The organism is Candidatus Dependentiae bacterium (genome assembly GCA_020431705.1).
In the GTDB taxonomy this organism is placed as follows: Bacteria; Babelota; Babeliae; order Babelales; family Vermiphilaceae; genus JAGQHQ01.
In genome coordinates this window covers 26,792-43,239 of record JAGQHQ010000004.1, presented here as the reverse complement: position 1 = coordinate 43,239, position 16,448 = coordinate 26,792, and the positions used below count along the sequence as shown (strand labels likewise).

General features: G+C 34.2%; 16 protein-coding genes. 9 read left to right on the top strand and 7 right to left on the bottom strand.

The annotated features are described in order from the left end of the window. The 4 genes from KC460_01995 to KC460_01980 are packed head-to-tail and all read left to right on the top strand — an operon-like array spanning position 1 to position 4,209. The gene (locus KC460_01995) at positions 1-1,296 is read left to right on the top strand and encodes a hypothetical protein (protein MCA9770119.1); all 1,296 of its coding nucleotides are present in this window, start codon (positions 1-3) and stop codon (positions 1,294-1,296) included. Between the two features lie 2 nt (positions 1,297-1,298). Beyond that, on the top strand, positions 1,299-2,690 hold the full coding sequence (gene zwf, locus KC460_01990) for a glucose-6-phosphate dehydrogenase (GenBank protein ID MCA9770118.1): 1,392 nt from the start codon (positions 1,299-1,301) through the stop codon (positions 2,688-2,690). Further along, the gene (gene gnd / locus KC460_01985) at positions 2,687-3,592 is read left to right on the top strand and encodes a decarboxylating 6-phosphogluconate dehydrogenase (GenBank protein MCA9770117.1); all 906 of its coding nucleotides are present in this window, start codon (positions 2,687-2,689) and stop codon (positions 3,590-3,592) included. Before zwf ends, gnd begins: the two co-directional genes overlap by 4 nt. Then, positions 3,589-4,209 carry a cyclase family protein gene (locus KC460_01980; GenBank protein ID MCA9770116.1) on the top strand — a complete coding sequence of 207 codons (621 nt, stop codon included), beginning with the start codon at positions 3,589-3,591 and terminating at the stop codon, positions 4,207-4,209. Before gnd ends, KC460_01980 begins: the two co-directional genes overlap by 4 nt. 446 nt (positions 4,210-4,655) lie before the next feature. Here the strand turns inward: KC460_01980 and KC460_01975 are convergent, their stop codons facing one another. The 3 genes from KC460_01975 to KC460_01965 form a co-directional block, all read right to left on the bottom strand. Continuing rightward, positions 4,656-5,135: a hypothetical protein gene (locus KC460_01975; protein ID MCA9770115.1), complete on the bottom strand. Its 480-nt coding sequence runs from the start codon at positions 5,133-5,135 to the stop codon at positions 4,656-4,658. A gap of 237 nt (positions 5,136-5,372) precedes the next feature. Continuing rightward, entirely contained in the window at positions 5,373-5,912 is a 540-nt protein-coding gene (locus tag KC460_01970) for a DJ-1/PfpI family protein (protein ID MCA9770114.1), read from the bottom strand. 94 nt (positions 5,913-6,006) lie between these two features. Then, on the bottom strand, positions 6,007-7,011 hold the full coding sequence (locus tag KC460_01965) for a hypothetical protein (protein ID MCA9770113.1): 1,005 nt from the start codon (positions 7,009-7,011) through the stop codon (positions 6,007-6,009). Between the two features lie 101 nt (positions 7,012-7,112). Here KC460_01965 and KC460_01960 point away from each other — a divergent pair, with 101 nt between their 5' ends. The 3 genes from KC460_01960 to KC460_01950 all read left to right on the top strand — a co-directional run bounded on the left by KC460_01960 (position 7,113) and on the right by KC460_01950 (position 9,840). Continuing rightward, complete coding sequence (locus tag KC460_01960; GenBank protein MCA9770112.1) at positions 7,113-7,271, top strand: hypothetical protein; 159 nt, start codon at positions 7,113-7,115, stop codon at positions 7,269-7,271. Positions 7,272-7,417: 146 nt separating this feature from the next. Continuing rightward, positions 7,418-7,924, top strand: a complete 507-nt coding sequence (locus KC460_01955) for a hypothetical protein (GenBank protein MCA9770111.1) — start codon at positions 7,418-7,420, stop codon at positions 7,922-7,924. After that, positions 7,924-9,840 (top strand): transketolase, encoded by a 1,917-nt coding sequence (locus KC460_01950; GenBank protein ID MCA9770110.1) that lies wholly within the window; start codon positions 7,924-7,926, stop codon positions 9,838-9,840. The genes KC460_01955 and KC460_01950 overlap by 1 nt, the downstream gene beginning before the upstream one ends. Positions 9,841-9,937: 97 nt before the next feature. On the opposite strand, the gene KC460_01945 is transcribed toward KC460_01950, so the two are convergent. From KC460_01945 to KC460_01930, 4 genes are all read right to left on the bottom strand, one after another. Beyond that, complete coding sequence (locus KC460_01945) at positions 9,938-11,155, bottom strand: hypothetical protein (GenBank protein MCA9770109.1); 1,218 nt, start codon at positions 11,153-11,155, stop codon at positions 9,938-9,940. A gap of 119 nt (positions 11,156-11,274) precedes the next feature. Continuing rightward, positions 11,275-12,234: a hypothetical protein gene (locus KC460_01940; protein MCA9770108.1), complete on the bottom strand. Its 960-nt coding sequence runs from the start codon at positions 12,232-12,234 to the stop codon at positions 11,275-11,277. Between the two features lie 654 nt (positions 12,235-12,888). Beyond that, the gene (locus tag KC460_01935; GenBank protein ID MCA9770107.1) at positions 12,889-13,680 is read right to left on the bottom strand and encodes a hypothetical protein; all 792 of its coding nucleotides are present in this window, start codon (positions 13,678-13,680) and stop codon (positions 12,889-12,891) included. 315 nt (positions 13,681-13,995) lie between these two features. After that, on the bottom strand, positions 13,996-14,544 hold the full coding sequence (locus KC460_01930) for a hypothetical protein (protein MCA9770106.1): 549 nt from the start codon (positions 14,542-14,544) through the stop codon (positions 13,996-13,998). Between the two features lie 431 nt (positions 14,545-14,975). Between KC460_01930 and KC460_01925 the strand changes: the two genes are divergently transcribed. Further along, positions 14,976-15,419 carry an NfeD family protein gene (locus KC460_01925; GenBank protein ID MCA9770105.1) on the top strand — a complete coding sequence of 148 codons (444 nt, stop codon included), beginning with the start codon at positions 14,976-14,978 and terminating at the stop codon, positions 15,417-15,419. 2 nt (positions 15,420-15,421) lie between these two features. After that, the gene (locus KC460_01920; protein ID MCA9770104.1) at positions 15,422-16,420 is read left to right on the top strand and encodes an SPFH/Band 7/PHB domain protein; all 999 of its coding nucleotides are present in this window, start codon (positions 15,422-15,424) and stop codon (positions 16,418-16,420) included. Positions 16,421-16,448: the final 28 nt, after the last annotated feature.

Here is a 16,448-nt window from a genome sequence, read left to right as displayed (position 1 = left end):
GTGAAACTATTTTCTTTCGAGTACCAAAAAGTCAGTTTGGTTGATCATGATGAACTACAGCAGTATGTAGTGCGGTTGCAGCAGGAAGTTGAACGGGTTAGTAGCACGCGCTTGTCAGAATATGAAACTAACTATGCATCAATTAATTTGCCGAGGGACAAAAAGAATATTGAATGCGTAAAGAAAGTAATTGCTCAGAAAAAAAAACTTGAGCCGAGCGTGATGGTAGTCGTAGGTATTGGCGGATCTAATCTGGGAACAATTGCTGTGCAAGAAGCGCTATTTGGCCGTTTTTATAATGAGCATATTCCTGAAACAAAAGTATATTTTGCAGATACAGTTGATACTGATTATTTGTGGGATATTGTTTTGCTTGTTGAACAAGAGCTAGAAGCAGGTAAAAATATTTTATTAAATGTAGTCAGCAAGTCTGGTACTACTACAGAAACAATCGCGAATTTTGAACTTTTTTTAGAACTACTCAAGCGATATAAAAAAGAAGATTGGTATGAGCATGTTGTGGTAACAACCGATCAAGGTTCTATGCTGTGGAAATGGGCAGTGGAATACAATGTTATAGTTTTGGCAATACCAAAAATAGTTGGTGGTCGGTATTCTGTTTTTTCTGCCGTTGGGTTGTTTCCGCTTGGCATGATGAATGTTGCTATTGAGCAATTGTGCACTGGCGCTGAAAGTGTTATTGATTCATGTATTGGTGCTGGAGATACCAATATAGCGGCTGTTCGCGCAGTACTTCTTTTTGCGCAGTATAAAAAAAACATTCCGATACATGACTTATTTTTATTTTCAGTTGATTTGAAAAGTATTGGCCGGTGGTATCGGCAACTGATGGCAGAAAGTTTAGGAAAAGATGGTAAAGGGCTAATGCCGACAATTTCGATTGGTAGTACTGATTTGCATTCAATGGCACAGCTCTATCTAGGTGGGCCTAATAATCGATTTACTACGTTTGTGACAATAGAAAAAAGTAAATCAAATATTGTGTTACCGACATTTGATGATTTTGAAAAACTTGTTGCCAACATACAAGGCATACCAGTATCCTCTATTATGCAGGCAATTTTTAATAGTGTGTATACGGTATATAAAAAGCAGCAATTGCCTTTTTGTAGCATCACATTACCAGAAAAATCTGCATTTTATGTTGGGCAGCTGTTACAGACAATGATGATGGAAATTATGTATCTCGGTTTTTTGTTTGGGGTCAATCCGTTTGATCAGCCGCATGTTCAACTATATAAAAAAGAAACACGAAAACTATTGGCTGAAAGATGAGTATGAGTAATTGTACCATTATTATTTTAGGGGCCACAGGTGACTTGGTAAAACGTAAATTAATTTCTTCGTTATACAAGTTACTGGCAGAAGAAAAAATCGAAAAAGTGTGTATTGTCGGTGCTGCGTTTGAAGATGAAACAGTTGAAAATATTTTAGAGCGTGCAAAACCATTCATTACAAAACTAAATGAAGCTATTTGGCAAAAACTTACTAATAGCTTCGTGTATCAACAATTAAGTTTTACGAAACAAGAAGATTTTGTAGCACTTGAAAAGACAGTTACAAGATTAGAGAAAAAATATAAGCTTTCTGGCAATAGATTAATTTATCTGGCTGCAGCACCGCACTTTTTTTGTGAAATTACACAACATTTAGCAACGTCAAAGCTTGCACGAAAGATTAATGATAAAAAACAAAATTGGCATCGTATAGTTTACGAAAAACCATTTGGTCACGATTTGCAGTCAGCACATGAAATTAACGAATGTATAGCACAGCATTTTTATGAACATCAAATTTACCGTATTGATCATTATTTAACAAAAGAGTTGGTCGGCAATATTTCATTAATTCGTTTTACCAACTGTGTATTCGAGCCATTGTGGAATAATCGATATATTGATAATGTACAAATAATTGTTAGCGAAAATCTGTGCGTAGAAAATAGAGGTGCATATTACGATAAATATGGCGCACTTAAAGACGTAGTACAAAATCATATGATGTCACTGCTTGCACTTATTGGTATGGAATCTCCAGAAAAATTAAGTGGTGAGTCGGTTGCCATCGAGCGTGCGAAAGTGCTGGAAAATGTACAACTTATCGATGCAGTACTTGGTCAATATAAAAATTATACAAAAGAAAAAGCGGTAGTACCGAATTCAAAAACAGAAACATTTGCAGCGTTATATTTGCAGGTTAATAATCGGCGATGGGCTGGAGTGCCGTTTTATTTAAAAACGGGCAAATGTTTGGATAAGAAAGAAACAGTTATTCATATTAAATTTAAACAGGTTGATTGCTTGTTGGCCAAAGATTGTCCGAGTGATTCTAATTACTTGACAATTCAAATTGCTCCAGAAGCGACGTTTGCATTAAGTTTAAACGCAAAAAAACTTGGCCAATCAAGTGTGATGCCAATAAAAATGGAATTTTGCCATAGCTGTTTATTTGCAGAGCAAACACCGCAAGCGCATGAAATTTTATTGTACGAGATTATTAAAGGCGAACGCTCTATTTCGGTTCGTTTTGATGAGATCGAATATGCATGGAAGTTAATTGATAATGTTGATGCCATGAACTTACCGATACATGAATATGAACCGGGCAGCACTGGGCCAAAAGCATTAGAAACATTTGCGCAAAAACATGGAATGAGGTGGAGATCATGAATGTGGGAATTATTGGCTTGGGTAGAATGGGTCTTGCAATTGCGCAGCGTATACTTAATGCAGGTCATACTGTGGTTGGTTTTGATTTGTCCAAAGAATTAATGGGTCAATTAACAATGATGGGTGGCGATACAACAGATTTGATTGAGCAGGTTGCCCAGCAAGCACGTATCATATGGCTTATGGTTCCAGCTGGCGAAGTTGTTGATAGTGTGATTGAACAATTATTACCACATTTGAAAGGTGGCGATATTGTTGTTGATGGTGGTAATAGTAATTTTCATGATTCGATGCGACGAGCAGATCTTTTTGCGGCAAGAGATATGTTTTTTTTAGATTGTGGTACATCTGGAGGTTTGCATGGCAAAGCAGTTGGTTTTTGTTTGATGGTTGGTGGAGATAAGGCTGCGTATACAAAAATTTATCCATTACTAGAAGCAATTGCAATGCCAGAGGGTGTCGGTTATATGGGTCCATCGGGAACCGGTCATTATGTAAAAATGGTACATAACGGTATTGAGTATGCATTGTTACAAGCGTATGCGGAAGGTTTGCATGTTATCAAAGAGGGCACATTTAAAGATCAGGTGCTTGATTTAGATGAGATTACACGTGTATGGAATAATGGGTCTATTATTCGCTCATTTATCTTGCAATTGTTGCATGATATTGTTCAAAAGGATCAAGAATTAAAGAATATTTCAGGTGAAGTTGCAGCAACCGGGATGGGTAAGTGGACAGTTGAGGAAGCAGAGCAACGAAATATTCCGGTAGATTTGATTAAACGCTCACTTGAAATTCGAGATTGGTCGCAACAAACGGGTGGTAACTATGCAACTAAATTAGTTTCGATGTTGCGAAACTCGTTTGGTGGGCATGAATTTAAAAAAATTGAAAAATGAAAATAATTGATATTAGCTGGCCAATAACAGAAGATATGACTAACTACAAAGACAAACAAGTAGTCCAGTTCAAACAAAACAAAACATTTGAAAAAGATAGTGTACGAGATTCAATAATAACGCTTGGTTCACATACTGGTACGCATGTTGATGCGCCATCACATTTTTTACAAGGTGGTAAAACTGCGGATCGAGTAAGTCTTGAATATTTTATTGGCGTATGTAAGGTGTTCGATTTAACGCAGGTAACAGAATCTATCTCAGTGAGAGATTTAGAAAAATTTTTTATTGAGTCTGGCGATATTTTATTATTTAAGACAAAAAATAGCTCATTAGTTCCAACACAAAAGTTTAACTACGATTTTATTTTTATTAATAAAGATGCCGCGCAGTATTTATCTGAAAAAAAAATCAATACCGTTGGTATTGATTATCTTGGTATTGAACGTGGCCAGCCGGACCATGAAACACACAAGACGTTTTTAGAAAACAATATTGCTATCATTGAGGGCCTACGTTTAAATCATGTTGATCCGGGAGAATATATGCTGTGTTGTTTGCCACTTCTTACTATTGGTTTAGAAGCGGCACCTGCACGAGCTGTATTACTCAGATAACTATAATTTTTATTTTGTGAATTAAGGGTATGTATTGCTATAACGGTGTGGGTTGCCGTTGTAATCATCATATACATAAGAGCTATAACTATATGGATAAACATGGTGATAGTAGCCATATGGCCTTCGATACCAAAACCTGGAGTAGTGTCGTCTTTGGGTGTTTGGAGATTGTTTTTTGTAACCATATTGTTTTTTTTTGTACGGATAGTGAGTGCCACGTAATGGATAGGGCTGTAGTCGTACCCCACGTGAGCGCCTTGCTAGTTTTGATTGTCTTTCACTTCTTTGTGGGATTGTCAGGCGAGAAATTCTCGTACTTTGTTTTCTATTTGCATGTCTTGCAGCTTGTACAGCACGCTGTGTGTATAAAATCGTACTACCTACTAGAATTAAAACGATGACGATTATTAATTTGTGCGGTTTATTTGGTTTTATCATAATGCTTATCTTGATTTGCGTATGCCAATCTTTCCGCGTCCACGATCATATATCTTGATACGATGATGTGATGTTGATGAACTAATACTTCTACCATTTGCTTCTACATAAAAATCGAAACCATACTCGTGAGGAACTTTACGTGATTCACCTGGAGATAATGTTCGAGAATCGTGGCCTTCTGCTTTAAAGCGAATGCTATATGGTGTATCGTTAAAAACACGCCAATAATCTTTTCCTTGAGAGTCTACATAATCATCGTAATATTGACTTGGTTGGCGTTTGTTACCACTTACGATGGTAATACCAAAACCTGGTGCTCCCCACCATCCTCCTCTACCGTAGTAGCCACTACCGCCCCATGGTCTATGATAGCCCCAACCACGTCTATGCCAACCAAAACCCCTGTTTCTCCAATAGCGGCAACTGGTAGCAAATACTGCTGAAATAGCTATTAATAGTACTAAAAACCCTTTTTTGTTCATGATTTCCCCTAAAAAAACTAAGAGCCCTTTTTATTTTATAATAGTAAATTTTATATATAAAAATCAACAATATTTTGACTAAACAAGAGGCTAATTTTTTGACAGAATGATAGGGTATTTTCTAATGGTTTATTTTGATAGAGAAAATACTAATTTTGTCTTATCAATAATCTTTTTAGAAATATAGAAAAAAGATTATTGATTTGTTTGATTCACTTATAGAAGATTAAGTGGCTTTTATCCCCAGCTACGCTGATCTTGTAACAAAGAAATAATTTTTTCTCCAAATTCTTGTGCAGCACTTGGGCCGGTAGCAGTAATTAACGTATCGTCTACAACGACTTCTTTGTTGATATATTTTACGCCATGTTCTTTGAAAATATCACCAAGCTTACCATCACCGTTCCAACCAGTTGCTTCTTTACCAGTTAGTACACCAGCATTCGCTAAAATACGGGTAGAAATACAAATTGCTCCTAGTGGTTTGCCGGCAGTGTTTACTTTTTTGATTATATCGTAGCTTACTTGATTATCAAGATGTTCCATTGCTCCAGGGCCACCAATAAAAAAAATACCACCGCAATCATCAATATTAATATCTTTAATAACCATATCAACGGTTGTTGTGGATTCATCTTTTCCTATTGCTGTTCCCGGTTTGTTGCTTGCAGTCATAACTTGAAAACCCACTTCTTCCAATAGTTTTTTTGGTATACCATATTCTTCATGCTGATAGCCTTCATGTGCAACGACAAAAACAATTTTTTTATGATTCATAATGATCCTTTTTTGTATATGCGCTTATAATGTGTGCTATTGTCCTGTATAAATAGAGGAATCGCCCCATATTACCTCAGCTTATTGTTGATTATCAAGTTTGCAAGAGCTTTGGTTGTTTGTATGCAGTTGAGTATAGACTTTTTATGTTCTTAGCATTATTTTTTAGCCACCAGGTAACTTTGCATGCTTGATAATTGATTTCTTTTTTTTTAATTTTCTGTTCTAAGGGTTCAATTATAACTGAACTATTGTTGTCTAGTATAAATGATAGTGGTTTTTGGGTAATACGAATTACGTTGTTATTTTTAATAGCTTTTTTTAAATCAAAAAAGCTTATCAATCCTGTTTTTTTCATACTTCCTTCCCATAGTGGCATATATATTTTTTTTACTTCTATTTTCGTGCACAAAAGTGCAATTGCATCAAAGGTAACTTTATTTGGTTGCAGTAAAATGATATGGTTAATTCTTGTTTTACCCGTAGTTTTGATGATATGTGGAATAAGTGTATACTCAATCCAAGAGCATGAAGAAATTCGTTGACCAATAACGCCGGGATCTACAAGAACTAACTTTTTTTTGGTGTTGATGAGTGTAACATGGCCGTTATTGCATGGTACTTCTATAGTATGGCACCTGTCTTTTTTGTAAAAACTACAAAATAAAAGTGTTAAAAATAATAATATTGCAAAAATTATTGTACTGATGAAGAGTGTCCGAGTTTGTTTATTGAATAATGTTATCAGAATGCATATTGGTATCAATGCAAGTATATAAAGTGGAGGTTTAGGAAAACCGAATATAAAGCGATTGCTGGGCCACTCTAACAACCAACACCACCATGAGCTCATATACTCCAAAAATCGAATAAGCAAGCTAGTTGGTAGTCCAATAAGTTCTCCAAAAAATATAAGAGAACACAGTAGTAAAAAAATTGTTAGAACAGGGCTGAAAATGAGATTGCCTAGTAGAGATAGCATTGAAAGGGGAATACCCCAGCAAACCAAAATCGGAAAAGAAATGAGTGTCATAAAAAGCTGAATTTGTACAAAACGTACGATCCAGAGGGTCAAAGGGTTTATTTTGGTATGATTCATATTTGCTAGTATATATTTTTTATATACAAAAGTCCCTTTATAGCGTTGATTTTTTCTTATTATTTCTATTAAAATGTTCATAATAGGCAAAGGAGTGTATTATGAAAACAATTTTTGATAATAAAAAAGTTCGTCAATATTGGAAAAGAACAATGGAGTCAAGCAAAAGAGCGATGTCTCGTGGTGCTTCCAACATCTCTAAAATTATCTCATGGGCACGCTGTGAAAACTGGCGCGGTAGAAAAGAAAACAAAAAATAGCAAATACTTAGTAGCTTACTACAGATTACTTACTTTTTTCGATAACTAATAATGCTGTTTCTGAGCGTGTAATGTTTTGTCTTGACTTACTCTTTATGCATTATAGCCTATCTGACAACACTATTTTAGTTGTTTTAAGAGGTAGTATGAAAAAATTAATAGTTGCGTTTCTATTATTGGGTGTTAATGGTTTATCTTTTACAATGGAGGAACAGAATAATAGAGATAGTGAATTTGTTGGTAATTTAATAGATAGTGATCAAAATCAAAATACTTTTGAGCAAGAGAATTTGTTACAGTCTTTGCCTTATGACATAACAAAAACAGAAAATATAAATGATTTTACAATAAAAGCTGTACATGCGTTACTTGGAAAGACGACCGGTAACCACATAAAAACAGCATTTTTACGGGACACGCTATTAAGTCTTTTGGGTCTAACAAACTATGTAATAAAAATGCCTGATAATAAAAATAAAGAAGTGCTTTATACACAAATTGATACTAGTGTTGAGATATTACGATCTTTTGCGCAAGCTCCTTACTCAAACGAATTTAAGCAGCATGTTATACAACAAATATTTATAGTTCACGGGGCGTTTCTAGCGTATTTAACTGTATCAAAAAAGACAAAAACTGAGAAAGAAACATAATGAAATCAGAAAATAACCTAAAGGATTTTTTAGAATACAAAGCATATAAGTTACGCATGTATTCATTAATAATGACTTCTAAGGCTGGTTCGGGGCATCCAACAACGTGTTTGTCTGCAGCAGATGTGACTGCTGCTATTTTTTTTGATGCGATGCATTATGATCCGCATAATTTTGATAACCCAGATAATGATCGTTTTGTCTTATCAAAAGGCCATGCGTCTCCATTGTTATATGCAGCATGGAAAGAGGTTGGTGTAATCAGTGAAAGTGATTTATATACTTATCGAAATATTGATTCACCGATTGAAGGGCATCCAACATTACGCTTCAAATATGCAGAAGCGGCAACTGGTTCATTAGGGATGGGATTATCAATTGGTGCTGGCATGGCGCTTAGTGCTAAAATTGATAAACGTGCCTTTCGTACTTATGTATTACTTGGTGATGGTGAAATTGCTGAAGGGTCTATATGGGAAGCCGCTGAGCTTGTACACTATTATAAATTAGATAACTTAATAGCGATTGTTGATTGTAATCGTTTGGGCCAAAGTGCACCGACGATACATGAACATCATGTACACAGATATGAAGAAAAATTTAAAGCATTTGGATGGCATACTCTTGTTATTGATGGACACGATATGCATCATATTGTTAAAGCACTGCAAAAGGCCCGTGAACATAAAGATCATCCAACGGTAATTATTGCCAAAACATTTAAAGGTCACCCAATCACGCGTGTCGAAGACAAAATAGGTTTTCATGGCAAAGCATTTGAGAAAGAAGAAGTTAATGAAGTTTTGCAAGAGTTGGCAGAGAAATACCCAGATTCAGCGGTATTTGATGAAAAAAACTTTGATTGGAAACCAAAAGTACCAGAAGTTTCTGCTGATGTATCAGATCCACAACAGTGTATTGGTGTAGAAATACCAGATCCACTATACAAGTTTGGTGATATGGTACCAACACGCAAGGCGTATGGGAAAGCACTCGCTGATTTGGGTGATGAGTGTAAAAGTGTTGTGTGTCTTGATGCTGAAGTAAAGAATTCTACATTTACAGATATTTTCGAAGAAAGACACCCAGATCGTTTTGTGCAATGTTTTATTGCAGAACAGAATATGGTGAGTATGGGTGTTGGTATGGAGCGAAGAGGTAAAATACCATTTATTTCTACATTTGCATCATTTTTTTCCCGTGCGTACGATCAAATTCGTATGGCAGCTATTGGGAATTCAAGTTTGCGTTTAGTTGGTTCACATGCTGGGATTTCTATTGGGCAAGATGGACCATCACAAATGGGACTGGAAGATATTGCATTAATGCGAGCGCTACCGGGCTCGGTTGTTTTATATCCATCTGATGCAATAAGTACACATAAATTGATTGGAGAGATGGGTGAATATAATCAAGGTATTAGTTATCTACGTACAACACGGATGGCAACACCAGTATTATATGATAGTTCAGATAATTTTCCTATTGGAGGTTGCAAGGTTGTTAAACAAAGTGAAAGTGATGATATTTGCTTGATTGGAGCTGGTGTTACACTACATGAAGCGCTCAAGGCTTATAAATTATTAATTGGTGATAGTATTGTAGCATCAGTAATTGATTTATATTCAATTAAACCACTTGATATACAAACAATTATTGATATTGCTAATAAATCAGGTAAAAAAGTCATTACAATAGAAGACCATTATCTTGAGAGTGGCTTAGGGCAAGCAATTACATATGTATTACGTAATACTAATATTCATATCGAATGTTTAGCAGTAACTGAATTACCACGCTCAGGTAAGCCAGAAGAATTACTTGCTTTGATGAAGATTAATGCAGGTGCGATTGTACAGAAAGTAAAAATGATGCTTACTAAAGAATCAAAAACAGATAGAAAGATAATAACTTAGTGAATGGTAGATGATTTTTGAGATAAGCGAAAAAAGACACTAGTGCTTATTGCGTTAGTGTCTTTTTTAATGGCATCTAGATATATAAATTAAATTATCATTTATATTTTATATTATTCACTAGAGATAGGATGATTAAATAACTAATATTAAAAGCAGCAAATGTACATAATCTCTGATTTATTGTTAAATCTGTATAGCTTTGTGCAGTATGATCTTGGTGATGTATATGAGATATTGCTCTTAAGATTGGCTTCCGTGGGTAATCGGTCAATTTTTTTGTTGTGAATGGTATTTCTTTATCAGTTATTGATTCATATGTCATTAGGGCACACGCTATTGACAAAATGAAATATGATGTTCCAGTAATAATACTACCAATATTACTATTAGGTTTGTTATTTGTTATTTGCGTGTAGTGTCTAAATGTCATTATCATTAATGGTCCGATCGCAAGTGCAGGGAATAAGGAAAACATACTATTTGTTGTATGATATGATATTTTTTTTATAGTTCCATATTTTTTATCCCATTCGTTACATATTTTATTCCACTTCAGATATTCGCTTGTTTTTAACTTAGCAATTTCTGTGTTATTAAATTGTAATCCATAATTTTTTTGTATTATATTGGATAATATTTTTCTTGGTCCGGCACTTGTAACTATGCAAGAAATGTTATTTAAAAATACACCGGATAAAAATGGATTTTTCTTTAGTTGTATAGTAAAAAATGTCTTTGTTTTATCCAAAAAATTAATAGCATCTTGAGTGCTTATACTACTTAGAGCATGCGATAGAACTATATTGCCAGCTGCTTGACATAATTGAGTAATATTTTGTGGTTTGTTTAGCAAAATATATGTTTCTTCTGATCCTACTGAAAGTGAATTTGCAATTATGAGCGCTTTTTGTAATAAATTATTATTTGGTACAATTTGTTTTTTAAGAATCATTGTATCAAGGAGATTTTCAAAATCTATCAAATTATTAAGCCTAATATTGTTGAGGTTAACTTTTTGCCCTATATTCTTATATGGAAATTGTTTTAATATTTCAGCAAAAAGTGAATTTGGTTGATAAAGATCTGCATCTTTGCCACCATTTTTACGATAGATCTTAAGCTCTTTTTTTTTCTTTTTATTCCATTTAGCAGTACTAGCATCGTGTACTATATTACTTGTACGGTGTTTTTTAGATTTACAGACAAGATTATATTTTGTAGGTGGTCCTTCTTCCATTGCGAGTGAAGCAGAAAAAATAGTGGATGCAATGGAAAGCCAAATAAATAGCGATAATTGTTTTTTAGAATTCATAAGTTTTCCTTAAAGAAAAAAATTGTGAACGTATCTAGAAAATATGGATGTTGATACACCTTGAAAAGTAATTATATATACAAATAGCTATATGTAAATATTTTTAAGCTAGTTTTTTCTTATTGAATAAATATTCTCAGTTTTCTGATTTCATATTTTTGAATTGGCTTTGTTTCGTACCAATTATTAATTTTTTGTATGATTGCAGGTAAATTTTTAATAAATTTATCTATTATGAAACTCAAATGAAGCATTGGGCGACCATTAAATGTTGTATATACCTGCTTCATTTTTTCGTGGAAGGGAAATCGTCGTTTAGAAAAAAATGGTCGTCCTCGGCTATATAATCCTTGTGGGTCAATGATTTGAATAATATCGCTGTGTGAGTACAAAGAATAAATTTTTTTAAAGATAGGATCTGCTGTATAATATGCCGTTTCTTTTTGTACTGGACATCCAAGTAAGATAAGTTCATCAACATACAGAGCAAACGCATTTTCTTGTTTATGTATTTTTGCCAGATTGAGTGCGACGTTTCCACCATGGCTGTGTGCAATGATTCGTATTATTGGTTGTGTGTTGTATGTATTTTTATATTTAATTGAAATGTTTTGTAATGCATGATACAAGTTGCGTGCTTCTTTTTCTCGTTCAGTAAAACTTAATTTTCCTGACCAGCCAAAAATATATGCGTGTTCTCGTGGATAGGTATCAGGATTATTGATTGTTAATATTTCCATATGCCTACGCAAACGATATTGTGGATCAACTTCTGAAATGTGCTTAAGTCCTGGTACTGAATGAAAATAGGGTAATTTTTTAATTCCCAAAATGCGTGCAGGTTTTTGAGCAAGTTTATGTAGAATTTTTAATGCTCTTATTGATGGCCGTGTGCCATGAATCCATATAGTAATGATTGGTATTTTTTCTTTTTTTTCTTGCTCTATTGTATTAAATAAGCTTTGTTTTTTTATGATCACCTTTTTCTTGATCATATTTTTATAGGGATTACAACCGGTCAAGCAGGTTAAAATAGTACTTATACATAAAAAAAACTTTTTACTACTAATATTCTTCATACCCTCATTATAACGTATAGCTTTTGATAATTATAATGTATGGATTTTTATAGCTCAAAATCCTCAAAAATAAAAGGTCTTTTTTGATGCAAAAGATGATTGATGGCTTGTATTGGAAAAAAATAAAAAAAGATAAATAAAAACATTAAAAACTGTTGCAATTATATCGTACGTTTCGATATTATGAAAGTAGGTAGGGGGAAGTAGCCTTTATGATCTAACGGTTTCGGCTGTTACACCATAAAGCTCCTTGCATTATCAGAGATGGTAATGCAAGTATACTGACTCTCTACCTACGTTTTTTATGTGATTGCTTAAACTATGATTGCTTAAACATGGAAATGGAAAGAACAAGCTAATCAAAATTGAATATAAAAACAGTTCCAACATATCACCTTTTGCCTAAGCCTACTCATCTTTTTATATTTTCTTTCCATCGTATATGTTGTTCTTGTGTTCTTTTAGATATTGCTTCAAGATAGAGCATAATGAGCCTATTTCTAAAAAAAATAATAATAAAAAGCCGGTTGCTAAAAAGAAGATCAGATAAGAAGAATAAAAAATAGTATAAACGATAGTGTATGTATTGAATCCTGGAGTATGAGTATACACTCCAGGATTCAACCATACTAACCCCGATAACAGGGAATATTGTTATTTCTTGTTGATGATATTAGCAAGCCATTCAGGTGAATCTTCAGCTATTTTTTCAGTATTTATAGTGATATTTATATATCCTTTTTGAACACCTAAATATACTGCACCACTAGCAGCACCAGCTGCACCCGCAGTTAAAAGAAGCGCTGCGCCACGGTTTCTAGCTTTTTTGTTTGCAGCATCAATAAGAGCTTGTTGTTGTGCAATTTGATTTCGACTATCTGCAATCTCAGCTTTTAAATTCGCTTTCTTCTGCTTTAGGATTCTGTTTTTACTGTATACACCATCAACCTCTTTTTTAGAGAATGTTGCTGTATCTCCAGCAACTGCAAGCTGTACACATGAAATAAGTTGATTACCAACTTCAATAACGTGTTGTCTTGGCCATTTTGATGATAAGTGATGATCTAAGTAATTCTTTGTACGATTAGTAAACATATTAGCGCATGCAGAAAGTTTAGTAGGTATGTTTTGATCATTATTATTTTTATTAATTGTATTGTTCCTAACTTTCTTGTTATCAATGATGAGCAAGCTGTTACTGATTACTTTATTGATTTTCCTTCTATCATTCTTTTTGTGTCTTTTAACGTAATAGTCATGAATGCGCTTCACAATAAAATGTTGTGTATCATCTATAGATAAAAGCTTCTTTTTTGGTTTAGTAGCATCTTCTGGTAGAGTAAGTTTATCTTCGGCATGTTCAGGAATCCAACCTGTTTTGAGTACATGAAATGCGAAACAAAGAGTTTTATCTGTTATATCGCTATAGAAATTATGGTTGCTCAATGTTTTTCTCGGAATAATGGTATACTCGCCAGATCCTTCAAGTACTTTATTATATGAAGATTCTGTGGTATTCTTTTCTTACATGGCATGTGAGAGTGTACTAAGTAAAGATAGTGACAACAAAGTTATTTTGTTGAAATTCATATGATATTCCTCATATTGTTTGTTAGATTGATAAAGCACTACTTTGCTTGATTACTACGCTCTTGCCTGAATACTGCTCGGGCCATACACACTTCATGTAGCAAAACACGTTCTATAAACAGCAACATTTATAGATATATGTATGACATGCCTTTTTTAGTGATGGGTTAATTAGAAAAATGAATAGCTTTTCAGCTTCATTATTATAAATAAGGGGTACATAAGCGCTATTTTTATATTTCTATCTCTTTCTCGTTCTTGTTTTATTTCATTAATTTTATTGTCTATCCATTTCTGGTTTTTATCTAAAAATTTCTTGTATTCTTGTTCTTCCTTACACATTTCTATTTCCTCTTTCTCTGATTCTTTATAAAGACCAAAAAGTATCCACCTTGCAGTTGGGTTTCTTCTTTCAGTCAGAGTAAATCTGTTATATAAAAACTCTTTTTCTCTCTCTTCACTACCATTTAATAGCGGGCCATTGAGAGAATCTTCTTCTTTAAATTCACCAGCTTCTATGTTTATTAAACGAATTCTTTTTGCATATCCAAGCTTTATCGCCACCCTATTTTCTTTAACCTTTAATATTTTGTTTTCTAATTTTATTCTAGCTCTTTTTTCTTTTTGTCTAGTTTTATCTTTTGGTGCGCATGTTGTAATACTATTGAGTGCAAGGAGAACAGAGCCGAGTAAGAAAATATAGTGTATGTTAGTTTTCATAATAATCCCTTTTATCGTGTTTCGTATGTGTAATTTTGCACAGATAGAAATAAATGTCAATAAATAAAAATATATTGCCTATTTTGGCATATACTCAATTGTTGCTCCTAGTGCGTGTTTACAGGGATAGGGGTGCTTCTATCTGTATTAATATAGATATAAAAAATATATTATCAGAACTTGTTTGAGTTGTTACTAAGGATTGTTTGAAATAAAGCGCACTGCTTGCATAATGTTCTTTGCGCTTTTTCTTGTCCTGCGAATGCTTTTTTTCTGAGAAATGACTTTTCTTAACTCTTTTCAAAATTTTCTATTCATGTAAAATTTTTTATGCAGGCGTTTTGTTCGGCCTTTCAGTTTAATGTGACTTGGGGCTATTTATTCTACACTATTTTGTCCGTTAAGTATTTGAATGAGGACAGGAGTGCTCAATGTTTGATCAATTTTTTTATGGCTGGCTTGTCATAGCGCTTTTTTTTCTGATTATGGAAATGGGAAGCCCAGGATTTTTCTTTTTTATCTCATTTTTTGCTGGTGCATTGGGTAGCGCAGTTGCAAGCTTATTTTTACTTTCGTTTTTCGTTCAAACGATCGTGTTTTTATGTGTAACTAGTGGCTCATTTGTTTTTTTGCGTTATTGGGTAAAGAAACAAATGATACCTCGTCATGTATTTCCGACAAATGTTTACGCATTGCAGGGCAAACGTGGTTATGTCATAAAAAAAATTGAACAAGATTTTTCAGGTCAGGTAAAGGTGCGTGGGCAGGTATGGTCGGCGCAATCATACAACAATCAAATCATTGAAAAAAATAGCGCAGTAGAAATTATTGATATCAGGGGCGTACACCTTATTGTTAAGAAACTGAAAGGATAATCATGATATTTACGTTATTGCCTGTTGGATTTAGTATATTTTTCTCAGTGAGTGTAATTTTTTTATTTTTGTTTGCTGTCCGTTCAGTTTTTTTGGTTAGACAAGCAGAAATTATTTTGATAGAGCGTTTGGGCAAATATAGCCGTACTCTTGGGCCTGGATTGCATTTCGTTGTGCCATTCATTGATAATGCACGTAATGTTGTGTGGAGTTATGTAGAAGAGGTGGAACGCAAACGATACTATCGTTTTACCAAAACGTTTAATCGTATTGATTTACGTGAATCGGTGTATGATTTTCCAAAGCAAAACGTTATTACTAAGGATAACGTGACGATGGAAATTAATGCATTGCTGTATTATCAAATTACTGATCCAAAATCTGCTATTTATGAAGTAAATAATTTACCAGAAGCAATAGAAAAATTAACACAAACAACGCTACGTAACGTTGTTGGTTCAATGGATTTGGATGAAACATTGGTATCTCGTGATGAGATTAATGAGAAGCTTCGTTTGATTTTAGATGAAGCAACTGATAAATGGGGTGTTAAAGTTAACCGTGTTGAACTGCAGGAGGTCAATCCGCCAGCTGATATTCGCCAAGCAATGGAAAAACAAATGCGTGCTGAGCGAGATAGGCGTGCGATTATTCTTGAAGCTGAGGGTAATAAGCGCTCTGCAATCTTGCGTGCTGAAGGTGAACGTGAATCACATGTACAACGTGCACGAGGTGATGCTGAGGCAAAAATTGCCCGTGCAGAAGGAGAGGCGCTTGCACGTTTAAAAATAGCCGAAGCGGAAGCGCAAGCAATTAAGGTTATTCAAAGTGCAGTACCACAAGGTGATCCGTTGCCATATATGATTGCAACTGAATACATCAAAGCACTTCCAAAAATGACTGAGGGTAAAGATGATAAAATGATTATACTACCATATGAGGCAAGCTCTTTGGTTGGTTCTTTGGCCTCTGTTAAGAGGATTTTTAGAGATATTGGGTAGTTGGAAAGGCAACTACTGAATTTATAAA

Coding starts and splice junctions, on each gene's coding strand:
- zwf (MCA9770118.1), top strand. CDS start 1,299: ATGAGTAATTGTACCATTATTATTTTAGGGGCCACAGGTGACTTGGTA.
- gnd (MCA9770117.1), top strand. CDS start 2,687: ATGAATGTGGGAATTATTGGCTTGGGTAGAATGGGTCTTGCAATTGCG.
- KC460_01980 (MCA9770116.1), top strand. CDS start 3,589: ATGAAAATAATTGATATTAGCTGGCCAATAACAGAAGATATGACTAAC.
- KC460_01975 (MCA9770115.1), bottom strand. CDS start 5,135: ATGAACAAAAAAGGGTTTTTAGTACTATTAATAGCTATTTCAGCAGTA.
- KC460_01970 (MCA9770114.1), bottom strand. CDS start 5,912: ATGAATCATAAAAAAATTGTTTTTGTCGTTGCACATGAAGGCTATCAG.
- KC460_01965 (MCA9770113.1), bottom strand. CDS start 7,011: ATGAATCATACCAAAATAAACCCTTTGACCCTCTGGATCGTACGTTTT.
- KC460_01960 (MCA9770112.1), top strand. CDS start 7,113: ATGAAAACAATTTTTGATAATAAAAAAGTTCGTCAATATTGGAAAAGA.
- KC460_01955 (MCA9770111.1), top strand. CDS start 7,418: ATGAAAAAATTAATAGTTGCGTTTCTATTATTGGGTGTTAATGGTTTA.
- KC460_01950 (MCA9770110.1), top strand. CDS start 7,924: ATGAAATCAGAAAATAACCTAAAGGATTTTTTAGAATACAAAGCATAT.
- KC460_01945 (MCA9770109.1), bottom strand. CDS start 11,155: ATGAATTCTAAAAAACAATTATCGCTATTTATTTGGCTTTCCATTGCA.
- KC460_01940 (MCA9770108.1), bottom strand. CDS start 12,234: ATGAAGAATATTAGTAGTAAAAAGTTTTTTTTATGTATAAGTACTATT.
- KC460_01930 (MCA9770106.1), bottom strand. CDS start 14,544: ATGAAAACTAACATACACTATATTTTCTTACTCGGCTCTGTTCTCCTT.
- KC460_01925 (MCA9770105.1), top strand. CDS start 14,976: ATGTTTGATCAATTTTTTTATGGCTGGCTTGTCATAGCGCTTTTTTTT.
- KC460_01920 (MCA9770104.1), top strand. CDS start 15,422: ATGATATTTACGTTATTGCCTGTTGGATTTAGTATATTTTTCTCAGTG.